Source organism: Mycobacterium sp. OAE908, assembly GCF_017872775.1.
Taxonomy (GTDB): domain Bacteria; phylum Actinomycetota; class Actinomycetes; order Mycobacteriales; family Mycobacteriaceae; genus Mycobacterium.
In genome coordinates this window covers 893506-914589 of sequence record NZ_JAGGJL010000002.1, presented here as the reverse complement: position 1 = coordinate 914589, position 21084 = coordinate 893506, and the positions used below count along the sequence as shown (strand labels likewise).

The following is a 21084-nucleotide window of genomic DNA, read 5'->3' as shown; positions in this document are numbered from 1 at the left end:
GCCCGCCGTGTGGATCGGCTGGCTGGAGTTCGACCTGTTGCTCGGCGATGTGCACTCGCTGAAACAGAAGCGTTCTGTCATCCGTCCTGTCATCGCGGAACTGCAACGCAGGTTCGCGGTTTCCGCCGCCGAGACGGGCGCGCAGGACTTGCACCGCCGCGCGAGCATCGGCATCGCGGTGGTTTCCGCCGATCGACATCATGTCGTCGACGTGCTCGACGCCGCCGAGCGTCTGGTGGCGTCCCGGCCGGAGCTGGACTTGCTTTCGACCCGTCGCGCACTGCGACGCAGCAGCGACGACTAGATGCCGCCGCCCAGTTGACGCTTGCGCCGCAACGGCATCGGCGCGACGGCGCCCGGTGCCAATTTGCGCACGTTGATCAGAAACGCCGTATGCCCGCGCATCGTGTGCTGTGGGCGCACCGCGAGCCCGACGACATGCCAACCGCGCTGCATGCTTTCCCAGGCGCGCGGCTCCGTCCAGCACTGCTGCTCGCGCAGCGCCTCCACCGTTCGCGACAACTGCGTGACGGTCGCGACGTAGATCATCAACACCCCGCCGGCCACCAGCGCGTTGCCGACGGCCTCCAAAACCTCCCAGGGCGCCAGCATGTCGAGCACGACGCGGTCCACTTCGGGTCCCGCGTAGTCGGCGACATCGGCGGTGACGAGGTCCCAGTTGGCGGGTCGCTCACCGAAGAAGGTCTCGACGTTGCGGACCGCGTGCTGCGCATGGTCGTCGCGGACCTCGTAGGACGTCACGCGACCCTCGGGCCCGACGGCGCGCAGCAGCGAGCACGTCAGCGCTCCCGATCCCGCACCGGCCTCCAGCACCCGTGCCCCTGGGAAGATGTCGCCCTCGTGCACGATCTGGGCGGCGTCCTTCGGGTAGACGACCTGAGCGCCGCGGGGCATCGACATCACGTAGTCGACGAGCAGTGGGCGCAACACCAGGAATTGGTCACCGCTGGTCGACTTCACCACGCTGCCCTCCGGCAGCCCGATCACGGTGTCGAGCGCGATGATGCCGCGATGGGTGTGGAACTCGCCGCCTGGCGTCAACAGCATCGTGTAGTGCCGGCCCTTCGCGTCGGTGAGCTGTACGCGATCACCGACTTCGAACGGTCCGGTCCTTGGCATAGCTGATCAGCCTGCCAGTTGACGCGCCGAGTCGGGTGCTCGGGGTTGTCGGACTGCGGTCATACGCTGCTCTCATGAGCGATGAGACGGTTCCGCCCGTCCGTCGGCCTGCGTTGTCCCCGTCGCGGGCCAGTGACTTCAAGCAGTGCCCGCTGCTGTACCGCTTCCGGGCCATCGACCGGCTGCCAGAGCCGGCCTCGACTGCGCAGGTGCGAGGGTCGGTCGTGCACGCCGCGCTCGAGCAGCTGTACGGGCTGCCTGCAGAGCAGCGCGGGCGCGACACCGCGATGACGCTCGTCGGGCCCGCGTGGGACCGCGTGGTGGCGGCACAGCCGGAGTTGTCGGCCGAGTTCGAGCCCGCCCTGCAGGCCGAGCTGCTCGACGAGGCGCGCGCGCTGCTGTCTGGTTATTACCGCCTCGAGGACCCGACGCGTTTCGATCCGCAAAGCTGCGAACAGCGCGTCGAGGTCGAGTTGGAGGACGGCACGCTGCTGCGCGGCTTCGTCGACCGCATCGACGTAGCACCCACCGGCGAATTGCGGGTCGTTGACTACAAGACCGGCAAGGCGCCGCCCGAGGCGCGGGCGCTTGCCGAGTTCAAGGCGATGTTTCAGATGAAGTTCTACGCGGTTGCGCTGTTGCGGTCACGCGGCGTGCTGCCCGCCCGGCTGCGGCTGCTGTATCTGTCCGATGCTCAGGTGCTCGACTACACCCCCGATCTCGACGAACTGCTGCGGTTCGAAAAGACGTTGATGGCGATCTGGCGGGCCATCCAATCTGCCGGTGTCACAGGCGATTTCCGGCCCAATCCGTCCCGGTTGTGTGACTGGTGTGCGCATCATGCGCTGTGCCCTGTGTTCGGTGGCACTCCCCCGCCGTATCCCGGTTGGCCGGAGGCACCCGACGAGGGTGATGATGACACCGTGCTGCACGCCTCGGAGCCTGCTGCATGATCGAATGCCTCTATCGGCGGCTGCCTGCCGACGGTGGATTCCAAGCGTTCGAATCCACTGACGGCACACGCAGCAACTGGGATCCCGAAATCCAGCACGGCTCACCGCCTCTGGCGCTGCTGACGAAATTGATCGAGGAGCTTGCCGCGGACTCCGGGCTGCGCGTCGGCCGGTTGACACTGGACATCCTCGGCGCCATCCCCGTCACGACGGTTCGCACACGGGCGTGGGTCGAGCGTCCCGGCTCGCGCATTTCGATGATGGCGGCCGAGATGTTGGCGCCGCGACCCGACGGCGCCGAACGGGTGGTGGCGCGCGTGAGCGCATGGCTGCTTGCCACGAGCGACACCACCGATGCCGTCACCGACCGCTATCCGCCGATCGTGGAAGGCGAGTCGCTGCCGATGCCCCACAACTGGGACACCAGCGGCTATTTGAGCGTGGTGAGTTGGCGCACTCAGCGGACCGCCGAGGACGAGTCGCACGTGGTCTGGCTCAGTCCTCTTGTGCCTCTTGTCGATTCGGAGCCTACGACAGAACTGCAGCGGCTGGCGATGGTCGTCGACTGCGCCAACGGGGCAGGCGCGGCACTGGACCCCGAGAAATTCGTCTTCATGAACACCGACACCGCCGTGCACATTCACCGCTTGCCGCTCGGCAGCGATTTTGCGGTCCGCAGCCGCGGCTCCATCGGCCCCGACGGTATCGGTGTGACAACTGCAGACATCTTTGACCGCCAAGGGTTTATCGGCACAGTGGCACAGACACTGCTGGTACAGCGCCGCCCCTGATTTGTATATGTGCTTGCGTCTATATAGACGAAGTGCAATACTCGTGGCATGGACGTCTTCGAAGCGGTCGCTGAGCCAAGCCGGCGTGCGCTGCTCGACGCGCTGATCGACGGTGAACGCACGGCCGGCGAGCTTGTCGCGACGCTGCCCGGCCTGACCCAGCCCACGGTCTCGCGGCACCTGCGGGTGTTGCGTGAGGTCGGCCTCGTCGAGGTCCGGCCGGACGCGCAGCGGCGCATCTACGCGTTGCGTGCCGACGGGCTGGTCGCCATCGACGACTGGATCAACCGGTATCGCCACTACTGGGCCGACCATCTCGACGCCCTGCAGCGGCACCTCGAACGCAAGCACAAGGAGTCACGATGAGCGAACGCGACGGACGGCTCACCGTCGACGGTGAGCGCGCGGTATTGAATTTCGAACGCCGCCTGCCCTTTCCGATCGAAGCGGTGTGGTCGGCGATCACCGATCCGCACGAACGAGAGCAATGGTTCGGCGAAACGACGATCGAGCCCCGCGAGGGCGGAACCATCGACATGGTCGCAACCGGTCCGCCGTTACCGCCCGAGCGCAAGCGGATGACCGGCCGCATCCTGGTGTGGGACCCGCCGCACGTGCTCGAACACGAGTGGAAGCAACCGATTGTCGAAGACGGTGTGGTGCGCTACGAACTCAGCGTCGACGGTGACGGCACGCTGCTGCGGTTCACCCACCGCGGGCTCGGAGTCCGCAATGCATCGGGATTCTTCGGAGGCACCCACGCCTACCTGGATCGGCTCGAGGCCTACCTGTCCGGCGATGAGCTGCCGGACTGGACCACCCGTCGTCTTGAAGTAAACCAACGAATGGAAGCGAACTGACATGTCGCACAATGGTTCTGACATCGCCGCCCCGACCATCGCCATCGCCTTCTACTCGGGCTTCGGCCACACCGCGGTGCTCGCCGAAGCCGTGGCCGGGGGTGCGCGTGAGGCGGGCGCCCATGTCCATGTGACTGCGGTCGACCGGATGACAGAAGAGGACTGGGACATCCTCGATGCCGCCGACGGCATCGTGTTCGGCAGCGCGACGTACATGGGCAACGTGTCGGCAGGCTTTCAGGCCTTCGCCGAACAGACCGGCAGGCGTTGCCTCAACGGCAGTTGGCGCGACAAGGTCGCCGGCGGGTTCACGAACTCCGGCGCCAAGAGCGGCGACAAAGTCAACACGCTGGTGTCGCTTGCGATCTTCGCTGCGCAACACCACATGCATTGGGTCAGCCTCGGTTTGGGCGCCGGCTGGAACAGCGCCGCGGGCAGCGAAAACGACCTCAACCGTCTCGGCTTCTGGCTCGGGGCGGGCGCGCAGACCGACGTCGACGCCAACGTAGACCAGGTCCACCCTTCGGATGTGCAGACGTGCCGCCATCTCGGCTGGCGCGTCGCCGTCGTGACCCGGCAGGTAATGGTGGGCCGCTCCGCTACTCCAGCGGTGTCATCTCCTGCAGCATCGTCGGCACCAATTCACTGACCGTCGGGTGGATGTGCATCGTGCGGGAAATCGCGGTGTACGGCTTCTTCGCGGTCATGATGTCGAGGATCGCGTGGATGACCTCGTCGCCGCCGACGCCGAGGATTGCGGCGCCGAGGATCTCTTCGGTCTCGGCGTCGACGACGACCTTCATGAAGCCCTGGGTCTCCCCCTTCTCCACAGCTCGCCCGACGCGTGTCATCGGTCGCTTGCCCACCAACGCTTTTCGGCCGGACTTGCGCACCTCGTCGACGGTCATGCCCGCTCGGCCAAGCGGCGGGTCGATGTACAGCGCGTAGGTGGTGACGCGGTCGCTCACCCGTCGCGGGTCATCGTCGAGCAGGTTGGCCGCGACGATCTCGAAGTCGTTGTACGACGTATGGGTGAAGGCCCCGCGACCGTTGCAGTCACCCATCGCCCAGATGTGCTCGACATTGGTCCGCAACTGATCGTCGACGACGATGTAGCCGCGAGCGTCGGTCTCGACGCCCGCCTGCTCCAACCCGAGGTCGTCGGTGTTGGGCTGGCGTCCGACGGCCACCAGCAGGTGCGTGCCGGTGATCGGCTCGGCGCCGTCGGCAGGGGTCACCTGAAACCCGCTGTCGTGCTTGGCGAATCGGATCGCGCTGGCGTTCACCACCACGTCGATGCCTTCGGCCTGCAGGATCTCTTTCACGGTGGCCGAGACGTCCTCGTCCTCCCGTGACGTCAGCCGCGGACCCTTCTCGATCACGGTGACACGCGCACCGAAGCGCCGGTACATCTGCGCGAACTCCAGCGCGATGTAACTACCGCCGATCACCACCAAATGCTCCGGCACGGTATCCAGTTCGAGGATGCCGACATTCGTCATGTAGTCGATCTCGGAAAGCCCGGGCATGTCGGGCGCCACCGCACGACCGCCGACATTGAGGAAGATCCTGTCGGCTTCCAGCACGCGGCCGTCGACGCTGATGGTGTGCGGCCCCTCGAAGCGGGCGTGCCCGCGGATCAGCGTGCACCCCTTCATGCCTTCGAGCCATGACTCGACGCCACTTCGGTCGTCGAGCATGATCTTGTCCTTGCGAGCCTTCACCTTCGCCATGTCGACGGTGATTTCGCCTGTGCCAACGCCGTATTCGGCTCCGCGGCGCGACAGGTGCGCGGCGTGCGCACTGGCGACCAGCGTCTTGGTCGGAATGCAACCGGTGTTGACGCAGGTGCCGCCGACCAGCTTGCGTTCGATCACCGCGACGGTCTGTCCGGCTTCTGTCAGTCTGCCGGCCAGCGGCGGTCCGGCCTGGCCGGCGCCGACGATGATCGCGTCGAATTTCTCTGGCATAGCCGGCTAGACGAGCGGAGTGAAGCTGACGAGGAACGCGATGAGGAAGCCGCCGCCGACAGCGATCACGTCTTCTCCGATCGCGACGGGCCGGTCCTTGCCACCGTTGGCGGCCACCAAGCGGCTGCGGCCTTCAGCACCGCCAAGGGTGCCGAGGACAGCGCCGATGATTCCGGCACCCATGCCGATGAAGGTGTGGTGGGACACGCTGCCGATGACCGCGCCCGCGAACGCCCCTGTGATGAGTCGCGTGGTGAACTGCGGCGGGGTCCTGCGGCTCGGCGTCTTCGGCAACTGGTCGGTGACGAGCTCGACGAGCAGGAAGATGGTCAGCACGGTGACGGTGATCGGATGGGCGACCCATTCCGACCACTTGCCGTCGACGTCGATCCAGCCGAGAAACGCACCCCACGCGACCACCGCAGGGGCGGTCAGCGCGCGCAGACCGGCGATCACGCCGATCAGCACCGCGAGCACGATAACGACGACCTGCGTCATGGCAACCTCCGGAGCCGCGAAAAGGACACCCGGACGCTAACACGCACCCCGCGAATGATCCCGCCGAATCAGAAGCGGCAGAACCGGATGTCAGAGGCCAGAATCGCCTTGGCACCGATCGCCGCGAGTTCGTCCATGATCGCGTTGACATCTCGGCGCGGAACCAGTGCCCGCACGGCTACCCACTCCGGATCGGCAAGTGGGGCGATGGTTGGCGATTCGAGTCCCGGTGTCACCGCGGTGGCAGCGTCGAGCACGCTGCGCGGACAGTCATAGTCGAGCATCAAGTACTGCTGCCCGAACACCACGCCTTGCACCCGCCCCGCCAACTGTTCTCGGGCCGCGGCATTCTCTTCGCTCGGCGTCTCGCTCTCGATGAGGACCGCCTCCGAATCACACAGCGGTTCCCCGAACGCGACGAGGTCATGCAGCCCGAGCGTCCGGCCCGAACCAACCACATCAGCGATCGCATCCGCGACTCCGAGCTGCACCGAAATTTCCACGGCGCCGTCGAGCCGTATCACGGTTGCTTCAATCCCCCGCTGCGCCAAGTCTTTTCGCACCAGATGGGGGAAAGCGGTGGCAATCCGCTTGCCGGCGAGGTCCTCGATGCGCCACGGGTGCCCTGCGGGCGCGGCGTAGCGGAAGGTAGACGATCCGAAGCCGAGCGCCAGCCGCTCGCGAACAGGCGCGTCGGATTCCTGGGCCAGATCGCGACCGGTGATGCCGAGGTCGAGTTGGCCCGAGCCGACGTAAATCGCAATGTCCTTGGGGCGCAAAAAGAAGAATTCGACATTGTTGACCGGGTCGATGACTGTCAGGTCCTTGGGATCGGTGCGCCGCCGGTAGCCCGCTTCGGACAGAATCTCGGCGGCCGGGTCGGAAAGCGTGCCCTTGTTGGGCACGGCGACCCGCAGGTTTGCGTTTCCGTTCATAGCTTGGCGTACACGTCGTCGAGGGTCAGTCCGCGCGAGATCATCAGCACCTGCGTCCAGTACAGCAACTGGCTGATCTCGTCGGCCAGGGCTTCGTCACCCTCGTGTTCGGCGGCCAGCCACACCTCGCCGGCCTCTTCGAGAATCTTCTTGCCCAGCCCGTGCACGCCGCCGTCGAGCGCGGCGACGGTGCCGCTGCCCTGGGGGCGAGTGCGCGCCCGCTCCGTCAGTTCGGCGAACAGGGCGTCGAAGGTCTTCACGGCACGCGATTGTTCCACGTGCTGTTCGCAGCGGTCACGCGGGTTAACCGAGAAGTGTCATGTCTTCGCCGGGTGCGCGTCGTGATGCACCGCGTCGCGTTGCATGTCTTCGAGGTGTTTGCCCTTGGTTTCTGCGACCCATCGCCAGACGAAGATGAACGACAGCACCGCGCACAACGCATAGAACCCGTAGGCCAATCCGAGGACGTTGCGCAGCCCCGGGAAGGTCACCGTGATCAGCCAGTTGGCCGCCCATTGCCCGGCAGCGGCCAGCCCAAGGGCAGCACCCCGGATGCGGTTGGGGAACATTTCACCCAGCAGCACCCACACCACGGGGCCCCACGACATCCCGAAGGCCACCACGAACAAGTTGGCGGCGACGAGCGCGATCGGACCGGCAACAGGGCCGAGGTGAGGCTTCCCGTCGATGATCTCGGCTGTCTGAAAGACGACCGCCATCGTCGCCAACGTGACCGCCATGCCGCTGGAGCCGACCAGGAGCAGCGGTTTGCGCCCGACCTTGTCGATCAGCGCGATCGCGATCAGCGTGGTCAAGATGTTGGTGATCGACGTGATCACAGTGATCGTGAACGACGAGCTCTCCTTGAAACCGACCGCCTCCCACAGCACGTTGGAGTAGTAGAAGATCACGTTGATGCCGACGAACTGTTGGAAGACCGAGAGTCCGACACCGACCCACACGATTCCGTACAGGCCGCCGGTCGGCTTGCGCAGATCGCGCCACGACGGCGGCTTCTCGGACTTCAACGACTCCTGGATGCGGGTGATCGTGAGCTCCAGGTTCTTCTCGCCCAGCAACATCGTGAGCACTCGGCGGGCTTCCGGAATCCGGAATTTTGCAACGAGATAACGCGGCGACTCGGGGATCGTGAAGGCCAGCCCGCCGTACAGAACGGCAGGCACCACCATCACGAGGAACATCCAGCGCCACGCCTCCAACCCCAGCCACAACTCCTCACGCGATCCTCCGGCGAGGTGGGCCAGCAGATAGTCCACCGCCAGCGATAGAAAGATTCCGGTCACGATCGCCAACTGCTGCAGCGAGCCGAGCCGACCACGGATGCGTGGCGGTGAGGTCTCGGCGATGTAGGCGGGTGCGATGACCGACGCCACTCCAACCCCGATGCCGCCGACGACACGGAAGATCACCACCAGCCACACGTTGGGCGCAAGACCCGTGCCGATCGCACTGATCATGAACAGGACGGCAGCGATCTTCATGACGGACAGCCGCCCGATCCGGTCGGCGAGCCGGCCCGCGGTCACAGCGCCGAGCGCGGCGCCCAGCAGAGCCGAGGCGACCGCGAAGCCGAGGGTGGTGTTGCCGATGCCGAAGTCCTCTTGAATCGACGAGACCGCGCCGTTGATCACCGCGCTGTCATAGCCGAACAGAAAGCCGCCCAGAGCGGCGACGGAAGCGATCAGCACCACCCGGCCGCTGTGTTCGGATTCTTCGTAGTCCAAGCCGGATGCAGAATCACCAACGGGCCCGTGAGTCATGTGACGCCCTTCCGCAGCATTGCGTGACGAGAATCACATTCAATCACTTACGCCCATGTCAGGCGGTGCGTTCCCCGAACTGTACGAGTTCTGCATGCACGCGCCGCAGATCGGCTACATCGATTCCGGCAAGCGAGCGAACGTGGCGGCGACGTGGACCGGTGGGCACAGCTACGTCGTTGGGCACCACCAAAACCGGACAGCCTGCGCCCTCGGCGGCCGCGGTCCCGGTCACCGAGTCCTCGATGGCCAGGCACAGATCGGGCGGCAGGTCCAGCAATTCTGCTGCCCGTAGGTAGAGATCGGGCGCGGGTTTGCCCTGTGGCACCTCGTCGGCGCACACAGTCGCCGAAAAGTAGTGGCGGCCAATGCTGTTCAACGCCCTGTCGGTGAGTGCCCGCGCAGTGTTGGTAACCAGCGCCATCGGGACTTCTTCTGCGGCAAGCGATTCCAATAACTCATGCGCGCCGTCACACCAGGGCAGGCCGTGGTCGAACAGGTCCGCCGTGTAGTCGTGCAGCCAGCGGATGGAGTCCGTCACTGCAACCGGATCAGGCTCCAGGCCGAGGTCGGCGTACACGGTCTGCATCGTGTCTTCGGCCGAACCGCCGACCATCGACGTGCGCACTTCGTGCGACAGCGTGCCACCGAGATGGTCGTACAGCGCAGCCAGCGAAATGTCCCAGAGCTTTTCCGAGTCGACGAGGGTGCCATCCATGTCGAACAGCACCGCTTGCATGCCCCCGATTCTGTCAGAGGTCGTGCCTAGGGTGAAATCATGACCATTCTCGTGACCGGCGCCACAGGAAACATCGGCCGACGCACTGTCGATCATCTGATCGACCTGGGCGCCAACGACATCCGTGCTTTGACGAAGAACCCCGCGAAGGCGAACCTGCCCGAAGGCGTTACGGCAGTCACCGGATACCTCGGCGATCCAGACTCGTTACCGGCCGCGTTCGAAGGCGTCGAGCGTATGTACCTGGCTCCGCTCCCCGAAACGCTGGACGTCACGCTCGCATTGGCCAAAAAGGCAGGCGTGCAGTACGTCGTGGCGTTATCGGGAGAAGCGCACTGGCAGGCGCACGCCGACGCGGTGGCCAACTCCGGACTGGTCAACACCCAACTCGGCCCCGGCGAGTTTCTGGACAACTTCGGCATCTGGGCCGCGCAGATCAAGGCGACGCGCACGGTTCGCGAGCCCTACCCCACGGCCGTGGAAGCGCCCATCTCGATGGACGACATAGCCAGGGTGGCGGCCGCATTGTTGGCCAAACCCGATGAGGCCCACTTCGGCAAGATGTATCCGATCACCGGGCCCGAGGCGTTGACCCGTGCGCAGATCGCCGAACAGATCGGCATAGGCATCGGTGCAGCGGTCACCTATCAGCAGTGCGACAGGGCCGAAGCCGAAGCGGCCTTTCAGGGCGCCCTCGGCCCGAACGCCGCGTGGTACCTCGACCAAATCGCGGACGCCGTGGACCATCCCCAGCGGGCCAACGACTTGGTCGCCGACCTGACCGGCGCGCCCGCCCAGTCGGTTGCCCAGTGGGCGGCGCGAAACGCCGAGCTGTTTCGGTGACTGCGGGTGCTCAGTCCTCCGGGTTGTAACCGAGATTCGGGGCGAGCCAGCGCTCGGCTTCGGCCAGAGTCCACCCCTTGCGCCTCGCATAGTCGGCCACCTGGTCCTGGGCGATCCGGCCGACCACGAAGTACTGCGACTGCGGGTGTGAGAAGTACCAGCCGCTGACGGCAGCACCTGGCCACATCGCCATCGACTCGGTCAGCTCGATGCCGGTCCGTTCCTGGACGTCCATCAACTCCCAGAGCGTCGCCTTCTCGGTGTGCTCCGGGCAGGCCGGGTAGCCGGGCGCAGGGCGGATGCCCACATATTTCTCACCGATCAGTGCCTCGTTGTCCAGATGCTCGTCGGGCTGATAACCCCAGAACTCCTTGCGGACCCGTTCGTGCATCCGTTCGGCGAACGCCTCGGCCAGTCGGTCGGCGATCGACTCCAGCAGAATCGCGCTGTAGTCGTCGTTGGCCGCCTTGAACTCGGCGATCTTGTCACCGCTGCCCAACCCCGCGGTGACGGCGAAGGCGCCGACGTAGTCCTGAAGGCCCGTTTCCCTGGGGGCGATGAAGTCTCCCAGTGACCGGTTCGGGATGCCGTCCCGATGCTCGCCCTGCTGGCGCAGGTTGCGCAACGTGGTCAGCACCTCGGTACGGCTGTCGTCGGTGTAGACCTCGATGTCGTCGCCGACCGCGTTCGCGGGGAAGAACCCGATCACCCCGTTGGCGGTCAGCCACTTCTCCTTGATCAGGGTGTCGAGCATCTCCTGCGCTTCGTCGTACAGTTTGCGCGCGGCCTCACCCGATGCGGGGTTGTTGAGGATGTCGGGGAAGCGGCCCTTCATCTCCCAGGCGTTGAAGAACGGCTGCCAGTCGATGTACTCGCGCAGTTCGGCGATGTCGTAGTCGAGAAATTCTCGTACTCCCGTACCTTGCGCGGGCACCGGCGGCGTGTAGCCGTCCCAGTCGATCGGCGTCCGGTTGGCCCTGGCCTTCTCCAGCGTCAGCATCGGCCGCTCGTTCTTCTGGGCGTGCCGTTCGCGCAGGGAGGCGTAGTCCTTCTCGGTCGCCTCCAGCAGGGCCGGCCGCTGCCTGTCGTCGAGCAGCGCGGCCGCGACCGGCACCGAACGCGATGCATCCTTGACCCAGACCACCGGACCGCTGCGGCGCGGCGCCACCTTCACGGCCGTGTGCGCGCGCGAGGTGGTGGCGCCGCCGATCAGCAGCGGGATCTCGAGGCCCTGGCGTTCCATCTCGACGGCGAAGTTGACCATCTCGTCCAGCGAGGGGGTGATCAAGCCGGACAGCCCGATGATGTCGGCGTCGTGCTCCTTGGCCGCGTCCAGGATCTTCTGGGCTGGCACCATCACACCGAGGTCGATCACCTCGAAGTTGTTGCACTGCAACACAACCCCGACGATGTTCTTGCCGATGTCGTGGACGTCGCCCTTGACGGTCGCCATGATGATGGTGCCGTTGGTGTCCTTGGTGCCCTCGGTGCCGGACTCGACCTTCTCCGCCTCGATGTACGGCAGCAGGTACGCAACGGCCTTCTTCATCACCCGAGCCGACTTCACCACCTGAGGCAGGAACATCTTGCCCGAGCCGAACAGGTCACCGACGACGTTCATGCCGTCCATCAGCGGACCCTCGATCACCTCGATCGGGCGACCGCCTGTCGCGGCGATCTCGGCCCGCAACTCCTCGGTGTCGTCATCGACATGAGCGTCGATGCCCTTCACCAACGCATGCGTGATCCGCTCGCGGACCGGCAGGCTGCGCCACTCGGCCGCGGCAGGATCCTCGGTTTTCTCCGACTTGTTGTACCGTTCGGCAATCTCTAGCAGTCGCTCGGCCGCGTCCTCGCGGCGGTTCAGCACGACGTCCTCGATGCGGTCGCGCAATTCGGGGTCGATCGAGTCGTAGGGCACCAGCGCACCGGCGTTGACGATGCCCATGTCCAGGCCGGCCTTGATGGCGTGGAACAGGAACACCGCGTGGATGGCCTCGCGGACGGGATTGTTGCCGCGGAACGAGAACGACACGTTGGAGATACCGCCGGAGATGTGCACCCCGGGCAGGTTCTCCTTGATCCAGGCGCAGGCGTCGATGAAGTCGATGCCGTACGTCGCGTGCTCCTCGATACCGGTCGCCAGCGCGAAGCAGTTCGGGTCGAAGATGATGTCCTCGGCCGGGAAGCCGACCTCTTCGGTCAGGATCCGGTAGGCGCGACCGCAGATCTGCTTGCGGCGCTCCAGGTTGTCGGCCTGCCCCTGCTCGTCGAAGGCCATCACGACGACGGCGGCGCCGTACTTGCGGCACAGCCGTGCCTCGCGGATGAACTTCTCCTCGCCCTCCTTCATGGAGATCGAGTTGACGATCGGCTTGCCCTGCACGTTCTTCAGGCCCGCCTCGATGACCTCCCACTTGGAGGAGTCGATCATCACCGGCACCCGGCTGATGTCCGGTTCGGCGGCGATCAGCTTGGTGAACCGGTCCATCGCGGCGACGCCGTCGATCATGCCCTCGTCCATGTTGATGTCGATGACCTGCGCACCGACCTCCACCTGCTGCAGGGCCACCGAAAGGGCGGTGTCGTAGTCCTCGGCCTTGATCAGGTTGCGGAACCGGGCGGAGCCGGTGATGTTGGTGCGCTCACCGATGTTGACGAACAGGGAATCCTCGGTGATGTTGAGCGGCTCGAGGCCCGCGAGCCGAGTGGCAACCGGAATCTGCGGCACCTCGCGCGGCGGCTTGCCCTCGACGGCCTTGGCGATCTCGGCGATGTGCGCCGGCGTCGTTCCGCAGCAACCACCGACGAGGTTGACGAAGCCCGCTTCGGCGAAGTCGGCGACGTAACCGGCCTGACGCTTCGGGGACTCGTCGTACTCACCGAAAGCGTTGGGTAGGCCCGCGTTCGGGTAGCAGGAGACGAAAGTGTCTGCGATTCGCGACATCTCGGCGATGTACGGCCGCATCTCCGGCGCGCCCAGTGCGCAGTTGAGGCCCACCGCGAGCGGCTTGGCGTGCCTGATCGAATTCCAGAACGCTTCGGTGACCTGACCGGACAACGTCCGGCCTGACGCATCGGTGATGGTGCCCGAGACGATCACCGGCCACCGGCGTCCGCGCTCCTCGAACAGTGTCTCGATGGCGAACACCGCGGCCTTGGCGTTCAGCGTGTCGAAGATCGTTTCGACGATGAGGATGTCGGCGCCGCCGTCGATCAGACCGTTGGCGGCCTCCAGGTACGCGGCTGCCAACTGGTCGTAGGAGACGTTGCGGGCTCCGGGGTCGTTGACGTCAGGCGAGATCGACGCGGTCCGCGTTGTCGGCCCGAGAGCGCCCGCGACGTAGCGGGGCTTCTCCGGGGTGCTGAAGTCGTCGACGGCCTTGCGGGCCAGCGCGGCCCCGGCGTAGTTGAGTTCGTAGCTCAACTCCGCCATGTCGTAGTCGGAGAGCGACACCGCGTTCGCGTTGAACGTATTGGTTTCCAGGATGTCGGCGCCCGCCTCGAGGTACTCGCGGTGGATTCCCTCGATGATCTGCGGCTGCGTCAGCGTCAGCAGGTCGTTGTTGCCCTGAAGCGGGCTCGGCCAGTCCTTGAACCGCTCCCCGCGGTAGCCCGCCTCGTCCGGCCGGTCCCGCTGGATCGCCGTGCCCATCGCGCCGTCGATCACCATGATCCGCTGGCGCAGAGCAGCCGACAGTTCGTCGGTGCGGTCGGGACGGATGTTCGGCTCGAAGTTTGTCTCGACGGCGGTCACATGCGTTCCTTCCTTAACGGAAGGCGTCCTTGACTCTGCCGAGCGTGGCGGATACCGGCAGGGACCGGGATCCGTTGCAACGCCTCTCGACGGTGAAAGTCTACGTCGTCGCCCGACAGACGTGTGGACGCCGGGTTTGTCGCCCCCGAGCCACAGCTCGCGGAACCAGTCGGCGATGTCGCGGTAACCAAGGTCAACCAGATTGCAGCCGAACGTATTTCGTCTCTGCGGAGTCGTGCGAGAGGTCCGTCGCCTGCAGCCGGCTGCTCATCGCGCCCTTGCCCACCATCACTCGCGTCGACAGCGTGTCGAGCAAATGGGTGTCGCAGGCCCGCTTGGTCACATCAGCCACAGATACAGGGTAGTAGTTCTATGCAAATCACTTCGTCGCGCGAGCGCGCCGATGCCCCTCACCCGCACGACGCAGGCCTTACGCTGAGGGTGTGACCCCGTCGGATGCGAGCGGCTACAAGCCGCCCGACCTGCCCAAACTCAACGACACCGTGATCGTCGCCGCCTTCGAGGGCTGGAACGACGCCGGTGACGCCGCCAGCGATGCGCTGGAGCACCTCGACGCGATATGGGAAGCCGAACCGATCGTCGAGATCGACGACGAGGCCTATTACGACTACCAGGTGAACAGGCCGGTCATCAGGCAGGTCGACGGCGTGACCCGCGAGCTTGTGTGGCCGTCCATGCGGATCTCACACTGCCGCCCGCCGGGCTCCGAGCGCGACATCGTGCTGATGCACGGTGTCGAGCCGAACATGCGCTGGCGCACCTTCTGCGCGGAACTGCTGGCGATCGCCGACAAGCTGAACGTTCAGACCGTGGTCATTCTCGGCGCGCTGCTGGCCGACACGCCGCACACCCGGCCAGTGCCGGTTTCCGGAGCGGCGTACTCCCCTGATTCGGCGAAGGCATTCGGACTCGAGGAAACGCGCTACGAAGGACCCACCGGCATCGCGGGGGTGTTCCAGGACGCATGCGTGCAGGCCGGCATTCCTGCGGTGACGTTCTGGGCGGCTGTCCCGCACTACGTGTCGCAGCCGCCGAATCCGAAGGCGACGGTTGCGCTGTTGCGTCGCGTCGAGGACGTGCTCGATATCGAGGTGCCGCTGGCCGATCTGCCCTCGCAGGCCGAGGAATGGGAACAGGCCGTCACCGAGATGACGTCAGAAGACGACGAGATCGCCGAATACGTTCAGTCGCTTGAGGAGCGTGGCGACGCCGAGGTGGACATGAACGAGGCGCTCGGCAAGATCGACGGCGACGCGCTGGCCGCCGAGTTCGAGCGCTATCTGCGGCGCCGCGGACCCGGCTTCCGCGGCTAGCCGTTCTTGGTGCGGCACTGCCGTTCGAGGTAGCGGGCCTTCGATTCCTCGAACTTGGCAGCCTCGGCGTCCATCCGTTTGATGAACACCGCAAGCTCATCGCGGCGCCGCGCGCCTTCCCCACGGAAGTCGCCGCGCTCGAAGATCCGCCATTTTCGCAGCACCGGCATCACGACGTCGTCCAGGTGCTGACGCAGATCGTAGATGCCGCCGACGGCCATCTTCACCGCGTTGCGACGGAAGTTCGGTATTGCGAACCCGGGCATCTGGAAGTTCACCAGTATTCGCCAGATGGAAACCATGGCCTGGTCGGGCGAAACATCCAGTGCTGCCGCACCCACGCCTCGATAGAAAATCATGTGCAGGTTCTCGTCAGCGGCGATGCGCTTGAGCAGTTCGTCGGCGACGGGTTCGGTGCACGCCCTACCCGTGTTCCGGTGCGAGACTCGGGTGGCCAACTCCTGAAACGTCACATATGACAACGCGTCCAGCATCGACTCCGGCCGTATCGCGCGCTGACCTTGCTGGCCGGGGGTGAAGCCGGCGGTCACTTGTGCAATTCGGGCTTGTTCCAACGCAATTGGGTCCACCGCCCTGGTGACGACGAGATAGTCACGCAGCGCGATGCCGTGTCGGTTCTCCTCGACTGTCCACCGATTCACCCATGCGCCCCAGGCATCGTCGATGCCGAAGTGTTCGGCAATAGCGCGGTGATAGGACGGCAGGTTGTCCTCGGTGAGCAGGTTGGTGATCATGGCTATCCGGGCGACTTCGCCGAGTCGCGATTGTTCTTCTGCCCAGTCCCGCCCGCCTAGCTGGGAGTAGTCGCTGCCATCCGACCAGGGGACATAGTCGTGTGGATGCCAGTTCTTCGCCGCCGCGAGATGCTGATTGAGTCCTGCTTCGGCGATCGGTTCGAGTGCATGGATCAGCTCGAGGTCAGTCAGAGTTTTCGCCATCGCACACCCGTCGTCAGGCGAAACGGTACCGCCACAACCGGGCGAACCCGGGGACGCACAACGGAGTGGCGCGGCTTAGACCTTCACCGCCTGCGGCGCCTTCCACGTGCCGTTGAGCGCATCCGGCTTCGGCCAGTACAGCCGCAACACCATCTGGAATGGCCCCTTGGGTGCTGGCAGCCAGTTGGCCTCCTTGTCGATGCCCGGTGACTGGTTCTGGACATAGAACGTGTAGCCACCGTCGGGATCGCGCAGCAAGCTCGGCAGCATCGGCGAATTGATCAGGTAGCGGTTCATCGGGTTGTCGACCAGCAGGCTCTGTGGCATTTCGTACATGGTCAGTGACCAGAATGCGTTCACCGGCGGCAGCTGTCCCGGCGCGAACCTGACCGTGTAATTGTTGGCGCCCGTCAGCGGCGCACCCGACGAGTCGGTGGCGATGACCGGGTAGAGCGCCTCCGCGGCGGTGTTGCCGTAAATGCCGAACACCGCACCGGCCATGCGGTACAGATGGTTGCCCTTCAGATCCTCTGCAGTACCGAAGAATTGCGCCGAGCCGACTTCGCCGGTGTCGATCTTGGTCTTCTTGAGATCGTCGAGCTCGGACCAGGCGTCGGCCATCCCGCCTTCGATCGCCGTTCGCATCTCAGGACTCAACTTGTCCGCGTCGAAGTCCCCGTCAGGGCCGATGCCAATGGTGGCGAACCGTGCCCGCAGGTCCTTTTCGGTGGGCAGCGTCGGCGCGAACTTCAGTGCGAAGTCGAGGATCTCGAAGAACTGAGGCGAGGTCTTCTCCTGATCTCTGGTCAGGGGCGGCGCGAAGTCGATCGGTGGCGCGGGCGCGGGCGCCGGTTGGTTCAGGTAGGCCGACAACGGTTGCACCTGATAACCGGCCTGGATCTTTTTGACCTGGTCGATGTCCGACGGGCCGAGCAGCTGCGTGCGGTAGACCACCAGCGCCAGCTCGGTGTCGGACTGGATGACCCCGTTGATGCCGTCGGGCTTGGCGCCCTTCCAATTCGGGCCTGCCAGAAGGTATTTACCGCCGCTGTTGCCCGTCGTGCGGCTGCCGACGTAGGCCATGTTGTAGGTGTAGAGGTCGATGAACTGCAAGGAGTAGTAGCGGTCCTGCTCGATCGGCGGCACGGTCAGTACCAGCGGCTCGGTGCGCAGGTCTGCACCGACCGCCGAGTAAGGGGTGTCCGAGTTCGGCGTCTGAACGGCCTTGTCCTGCGGCGTGTAAACCCGTGCAGCGCTGTGGATTTCGTTCCATCCGCCCTTATATTCGGGATCGTCCTTGTTGACGAAATAGGAGTACATCACCCGGTAGTTGTCGACCAGCGGGAACCCGTAGATGTAGGCGTCCTTGGCGATCGCCCTGGCCTGCTCCGGCGTGACGGCGGCCTGACTGGGTGGCGGTGCTTGCGACTTCGGTTGCTCCTCCGACCCTTTCGTGCTGCAGCCGGCGATGAGCGCCAGTATTGCCAGAACGACCCCGATGCGGCGGATCAATGCTTCTCCAGATCCTCGGTGCGAGCTCCCATTGACCGCCCCAACGCGGCAACCTCCGCGTCCATCTTCGGCATCAACTCTGGGGCGGTCTTGCGCGTCGGCGCCTCGCCGATGCGGCTTGACAGCAGCGGTTTGAGCCAGCGGAACACCCCCACCCAACCGGGACAGTAGATGCGGCTCTTGCGGGCCTCGATTCCTGCGACGAACGCCTCGCCGCACTTCTCGACCGATGTGGTCCTGCCCAGCGGGCCCGGCAGTGAGTTCAGCATCTCGCGGAACGCGGGCAGGTCTGCCTTGGTTTCGCGGACCAGCGGGGTGTCGATCCACGACATGTGCGCAGAACCGACGTCGACACCGAGGTGCGCGACCTCGAGGCGCAGCGAGTTGGCGAAGTGCTCGACGCCGGCCTTGGCGGTGTCGTAGGGCGCCATTCCCGGGGCCGCGGCGAAGGCCGCCAGCGACGACACGATCAAGACGTAGCCACGCCGATCGATGACCGACTGCAGCGCGGCCCGGACTGTGTGGAAGACCCCGACGACGTTGACGTCGATCAGCGTGCGAAACGCCTCAGGATCGACCGTCAGCACCGATCCGTACGTTCCGATTCCGGCATTGGCCATCACGATGTCGATACCGCCGAAGCGCTCGATGCCCTTTTCGACGGCGGCCTGCATCGCCGACAGATCGCGGACGTCGGCCACGACACTCAGCACGCTTTCCTCACCCAGTCGAGCCGACATCTCCTTGAGCAGCGCGTCGTCGATATCGGTCAGCACCAGTTTGGCGCCTTTGGCGTGCAACCGGCGGGCCACCTCCGCGCCTACACCATTCGCGCCGCCGGTGATCAGGGCGACCTTTCCGTTCACAGAACTCATGGCCGTCAACGTACTCCACCCGGCGAACCGGTCCGGCCGATTGACGGTCAGGCACCGACGAGTGGCGAAAGCGCGTCCAGAAGCGGTCGCGCGTCACCCGGTGCTCCGGTCTCGGCCCAGGTTCCCTCGAACTCCGCGACCTCGACACCGACAATCTCGTTCTTGGCTAAACGGTTTGCCACGCCAGCCAATTCAGTGAAACTCAGTCCATTCGGGACGCGGTAGTCGGTGGGCACCAGGCCGGGTTCCAGTACGTCGCAGTCGAGATGGAAGTACACCGGCCGGTCGCCGACCGCCGCATCGAGGTCATCCAACAAGTGCGGGCCAACGGGAACATGTCGCACCACGCCCTCGTCGATGAGCCGTCGCTCGAACGGATCCAGGTCGCGAGCCCCACCCAACACCACGTTGGCGGGCGTGATGCCCGCACCCAGCCCCGAGTCCCACAACCCCATCGGGCCCGACAGCGCGAGACCGCCGAGGAAAGCCGACGTGCTCGACTCGGGCGTGTTGATGTCGCCGTGCGCGTCGAACCACACCACGAGCGCGCCCGGGTGGAAGCGGGCCACCACCGGCAGCGTGGCCAGTGCAACGGCGCAGCGGGTCAACGCGGTGACCGGCGTTTGGCCTGCGGCGTAGATGTCCTCGTAGCGCTGCGACATCGCCTCGAGAGTCGGTATGGCAGCGGTCAATTCAGCGCGCCACTGGGTGCTGAGCGCGGGCTCCGGGCTGCCGACGGTGGTAGCAGGAAGACCAAGCCGCTGTTGCCACTCGGCTCCGACCGCCGCTGCGCCGCTGTATGCGCGGTCGTTGTGGTCGCCTGCGCGGCCCTGAAACACGGTTAGCGCAAGCGTCATCGCGACAGCTGGACGCCAAGTAGCGCGTCGACCGCGGTGGCCACCGCCTGCGGGGCCTGGGTGTCGTGGCCGCCGTACTCCAGCGCATCGGTGGCCCAACCATCCAGCGCGGCAAGGGCTTTCGGGGTATCCAGGTCATCGGCAAGGTATTGGCGCACCCGCGCGATCACGTCACCCGCATCGGGGCCGGCGGGCAGCGTGGTGGCGGCCCGCCAACGGTGCAGCCGGGTGTTGGCGTCCTCGAGCACCTGCGCGCTCCAGTACCGGTCGGCGCGATAGTGCCCTGCGAACAGGCCCAACCGGATGGCTGCGGGCTCGACACCCTCGGCGCGCAGCCGCGACACCAGCACGAGGTTGCCGCGGCTCTTGCTCATCTTGTGCCCGTCCCAGCCGATCATGCCGGCGTGCACGTAGTGGCGCGCGAATCGCCGCTCCCCCGTTACACATTCGCCGTGTGCGGCGGAGAACTCGTGGTGGGGGAAGATCAGATCGCTGCCGCCGCCCTGAATATCGAGACCCGTGCCGATGCGCGACAGCGCGATCGCAGTGCATTCGACGTGCCATCCGGGCCGTCCAGGACCGAACGGCGAGGGCCAGCTGGGTTCGCCTTCGCGTTCGGCCCGCCACATCAGCGCGTCGAGTTCGTCGCTCTTGCCCGCACGGTCGGGATCACCGCCGCGCTCGGTGAACAGCCGCAGCATGGTGTCGCGGTCGTAGCCGGACTCGTAGCCGAACTGCTGGGTGGCGTCGGCGCGGAAGTACACGTCGGGATATTGCGGATCGTCGACGATGTATGCGGCGCCGGAGGCCAGCATCTTCTCCACCAGCTCGACGACCTCGCCGATCGCATCCGTTGCCGCTACGTAGTCGTGCGGCGGCAGCACCCGAAGCGCCGCCATGTCCTCGCGGAACAGCTGGGTCTCACGATCGGCCAGCGCGCGCCAGTCGATGCCGTCGCGCTCGGCCCGCTCGAAAAGCGGATCGTCGACGTCGGTGACGTTCTGCACGTAATGCACGGTGTGCCCCGCATCCAGCCACACCCGGTGCACCAGGTCGAACGCCAGGTAGGTGGCGGCGTGACCGAGGTGGGTGGCGTCATACGGGGTGATCCCGCAGACGTACATGGTGGCCGTCTCGCCGGCAGACACCGGCCGGACCTGACGGTCGGCGCTGTCGTAGAGCCGCAACTGCGGACCGCGGCCCGGCAGCGCCGGGACGTCCGGAGCCGGCCAGGAATTCATAGCGTCGACTTTAGGCATCGGGGTGTGTGACATCGCGAG

The 21084-nt window shown here is 65.6% G+C and carries 22 protein-coding genes; 8 read left to right on the top strand and 14 right to left on the bottom strand.

Annotated features, from left to right (window positions below; genetic code table 11):
* The first annotated feature begins 7 nt into the window (after nucleotides 1–7).
* Complete coding sequence (locus J3E61_RS29580) at nucleotides 8–304, top strand: DUF503 family protein (RefSeq protein ID WP_210086286.1); 297 nt, start codon at nucleotides 8–10, stop codon at nucleotides 302–304.
* Here the strand turns inward: J3E61_RS29580 and J3E61_RS29575 are convergent.
* Nucleotides 301–1140, bottom strand: a complete 840-nt coding sequence (locus tag J3E61_RS29575) for a tRNA (adenine-N1)-methyltransferase (RefSeq protein WP_192723026.1) — start codon at nucleotides 1138–1140, stop codon at nucleotides 301–303. The genes J3E61_RS29580 and J3E61_RS29575 overlap by 4 nt on opposite strands.
* Nucleotides 1141–1214: 74 nt before the next feature.
* On the opposite strand from J3E61_RS29575, the gene J3E61_RS29570 reads away from it, so the two are divergent.
* The 5 genes from J3E61_RS29570 to J3E61_RS29550 are packed head-to-tail and all read left to right on the top strand — an operon-like array spanning nucleotide 1215 to nucleotide 4393.
* The gene (locus tag J3E61_RS29570) at nucleotides 1215–2093 is read left to right on the top strand and encodes a RecB family exonuclease (RefSeq protein WP_210086285.1); all 879 of its coding nucleotides are present in this window, start codon (nucleotides 1215–1217) and stop codon (nucleotides 2091–2093) included.
* Nucleotides 2090–2884: a thioesterase family protein gene (locus J3E61_RS29565; RefSeq protein ID WP_210086284.1), complete on the top strand. Its 795-nt coding sequence runs from the start codon at nucleotides 2090–2092 to the stop codon at nucleotides 2882–2884. Before J3E61_RS29570 ends, J3E61_RS29565 begins: the two co-directional genes overlap by 4 nt.
* Before the next feature lie 48 nt (nucleotides 2885–2932).
* Nucleotides 2933–3250, top strand: a complete 318-nt coding sequence (locus J3E61_RS29560; protein WP_192723029.1) for a metalloregulator ArsR/SmtB family transcription factor — start codon at nucleotides 2933–2935, stop codon at nucleotides 3248–3250.
* Complete coding sequence (locus J3E61_RS29555) at nucleotides 3247–3744, top strand: SRPBCC family protein (RefSeq protein WP_210086283.1); 498 nt, start codon at nucleotides 3247–3249, stop codon at nucleotides 3742–3744. The genes J3E61_RS29560 and J3E61_RS29555 overlap by 4 nt, the downstream gene beginning before the upstream one ends.
* Nucleotide 3745: 1 nt before the next feature.
* Entirely contained in the window at nucleotides 3746–4393 is a 648-nt protein-coding gene (locus tag J3E61_RS29550) for a flavodoxin family protein (protein ID WP_210086282.1), read from the top strand.
* Here J3E61_RS29550 and J3E61_RS29545 read toward each other — a convergent pair.
* The 6 genes from J3E61_RS29545 to J3E61_RS29520 all read right to left on the bottom strand — a co-directional run bounded on the left by J3E61_RS29545 (nucleotide 4344) and on the right by J3E61_RS29520 (nucleotide 9667).
* On the bottom strand, nucleotides 4344–5714 hold the full coding sequence (locus J3E61_RS29545) for an FAD-containing oxidoreductase (RefSeq protein ID WP_210086281.1): 1371 nt from the start codon (nucleotides 5712–5714) through the stop codon (nucleotides 4344–4346). The genes J3E61_RS29550 and J3E61_RS29545 overlap by 50 nt on opposite strands.
* 6 nt (nucleotides 5715–5720) lie before the next feature.
* Complete coding sequence (locus tag J3E61_RS29540; RefSeq protein WP_210086280.1) at nucleotides 5721–6212, bottom strand: DUF4126 family protein; 492 nt, start codon at nucleotides 6210–6212, stop codon at nucleotides 5721–5723.
* A gap of 68 nt (nucleotides 6213–6280) precedes the next feature.
* Nucleotides 6281–7147, bottom strand: a complete 867-nt coding sequence (locus J3E61_RS29535) for an ATP phosphoribosyltransferase (protein ID WP_210086279.1) — start codon at nucleotides 7145–7147, stop codon at nucleotides 6281–6283.
* Nucleotides 7144–7425 (bottom strand): phosphoribosyl-ATP diphosphatase, encoded by a 282-nt coding sequence (locus tag J3E61_RS29530; RefSeq protein ID WP_192723035.1) that lies wholly within the window; start codon nucleotides 7423–7425, stop codon nucleotides 7144–7146. The genes J3E61_RS29535 and J3E61_RS29530 overlap by 4 nt, the downstream gene beginning before the upstream one ends.
* A 39-nt stretch (nucleotides 7426–7464) precedes the next feature.
* Nucleotides 7465–8928 carry a sugar porter family MFS transporter gene (locus J3E61_RS29525; RefSeq protein ID WP_210086278.1) on the bottom strand — a complete coding sequence of 488 codons (1464 nt, stop codon included), beginning with the start codon at nucleotides 8926–8928 and terminating at the stop codon, nucleotides 7465–7467.
* Between the two features lie 58 nt (nucleotides 8929–8986).
* A complete protein-coding gene (locus tag J3E61_RS29520) occupies nucleotides 8987–9667 on the bottom strand; it encodes an HAD family phosphatase (RefSeq protein ID WP_210086277.1) in 681 nt (226 codons plus the stop codon).
* Nucleotides 9668–9706: 39 nt separating this feature from the next.
* Between J3E61_RS29520 and J3E61_RS29515 the strand changes: the two genes are divergently transcribed.
* Complete coding sequence (locus J3E61_RS29515) at nucleotides 9707–10510, top strand: NmrA family NAD(P)-binding protein (protein WP_210086276.1); 804 nt, start codon at nucleotides 9707–9709, stop codon at nucleotides 10508–10510.
* A gap of 10 nt (nucleotides 10511–10520) precedes the next feature.
* Here J3E61_RS29515 and metH read toward each other — a convergent pair whose 3' ends face one another.
* Complete coding sequence (gene metH / locus J3E61_RS29510) at nucleotides 10521–14267, bottom strand: methionine synthase (protein WP_210086275.1); 3747 nt, start codon at nucleotides 14265–14267, stop codon at nucleotides 10521–10523.
* A 193-nt stretch (nucleotides 14268–14460) separates the two neighbouring features.
* On the bottom strand, nucleotides 14461–14619 hold the full coding sequence (locus J3E61_RS29505) for a hypothetical protein (RefSeq protein WP_210086274.1): 159 nt from the start codon (nucleotides 14617–14619) through the stop codon (nucleotides 14461–14463).
* Between the two features lie 91 nt (nucleotides 14620–14710).
* Here J3E61_RS29505 and J3E61_RS29500 point away from each other — a divergent pair, with 91 nt between their 5' ends.
* A complete protein-coding gene (locus J3E61_RS29500; protein ID WP_192723041.1) occupies nucleotides 14711–15601 on the top strand; it encodes a PAC2 family protein in 891 nt (296 codons plus the stop codon).
* Here J3E61_RS29500 and J3E61_RS29495 read toward each other — a convergent pair.
* The 5 genes from J3E61_RS29495 to mshC form a co-directional block, all read right to left on the bottom strand.
* Nucleotides 15598–16560 (bottom strand): acyl-ACP desaturase, encoded by a 963-nt coding sequence (locus J3E61_RS29495; protein ID WP_210086273.1) that lies wholly within the window; start codon nucleotides 16558–16560, stop codon nucleotides 15598–15600. The genes J3E61_RS29500 and J3E61_RS29495 overlap by 4 nt on opposite strands.
* 75 nt (nucleotides 16561–16635) lie before the next feature.
* Entirely contained in the window at nucleotides 16636–18072 is a 1437-nt protein-coding gene (locus J3E61_RS29490) for a DUF1254 domain-containing protein (RefSeq protein WP_210086272.1), read from the bottom strand.
* On the bottom strand, nucleotides 18069–18947 hold the full coding sequence (locus J3E61_RS29485; RefSeq protein ID WP_210086271.1) for an SDR family oxidoreductase: 879 nt from the start codon (nucleotides 18945–18947) through the stop codon (nucleotides 18069–18071). Before J3E61_RS29485 ends, J3E61_RS29490 begins: the two co-directional genes overlap by 4 nt.
* 47 nt (nucleotides 18948–18994) lie before the next feature.
* Entirely contained in the window at nucleotides 18995–19804 is an 810-nt protein-coding gene (locus J3E61_RS29480; protein WP_210086270.1) for an arginase family protein, read from the bottom strand.
* Nucleotides 19801–21045, bottom strand: coding sequence for a cysteine--1-D-myo-inosityl 2-amino-2-deoxy-alpha-D-glucopyranoside ligase (gene mshC, locus J3E61_RS29475; RefSeq protein ID WP_210086269.1), 1245 nt, complete (start codon nucleotides 21043–21045; stop codon nucleotides 19801–19803). The genes J3E61_RS29480 and mshC overlap by 4 nt, the downstream gene beginning before the upstream one ends.
* Nucleotides 21046–21084 lie beyond the last annotated feature (39 nt).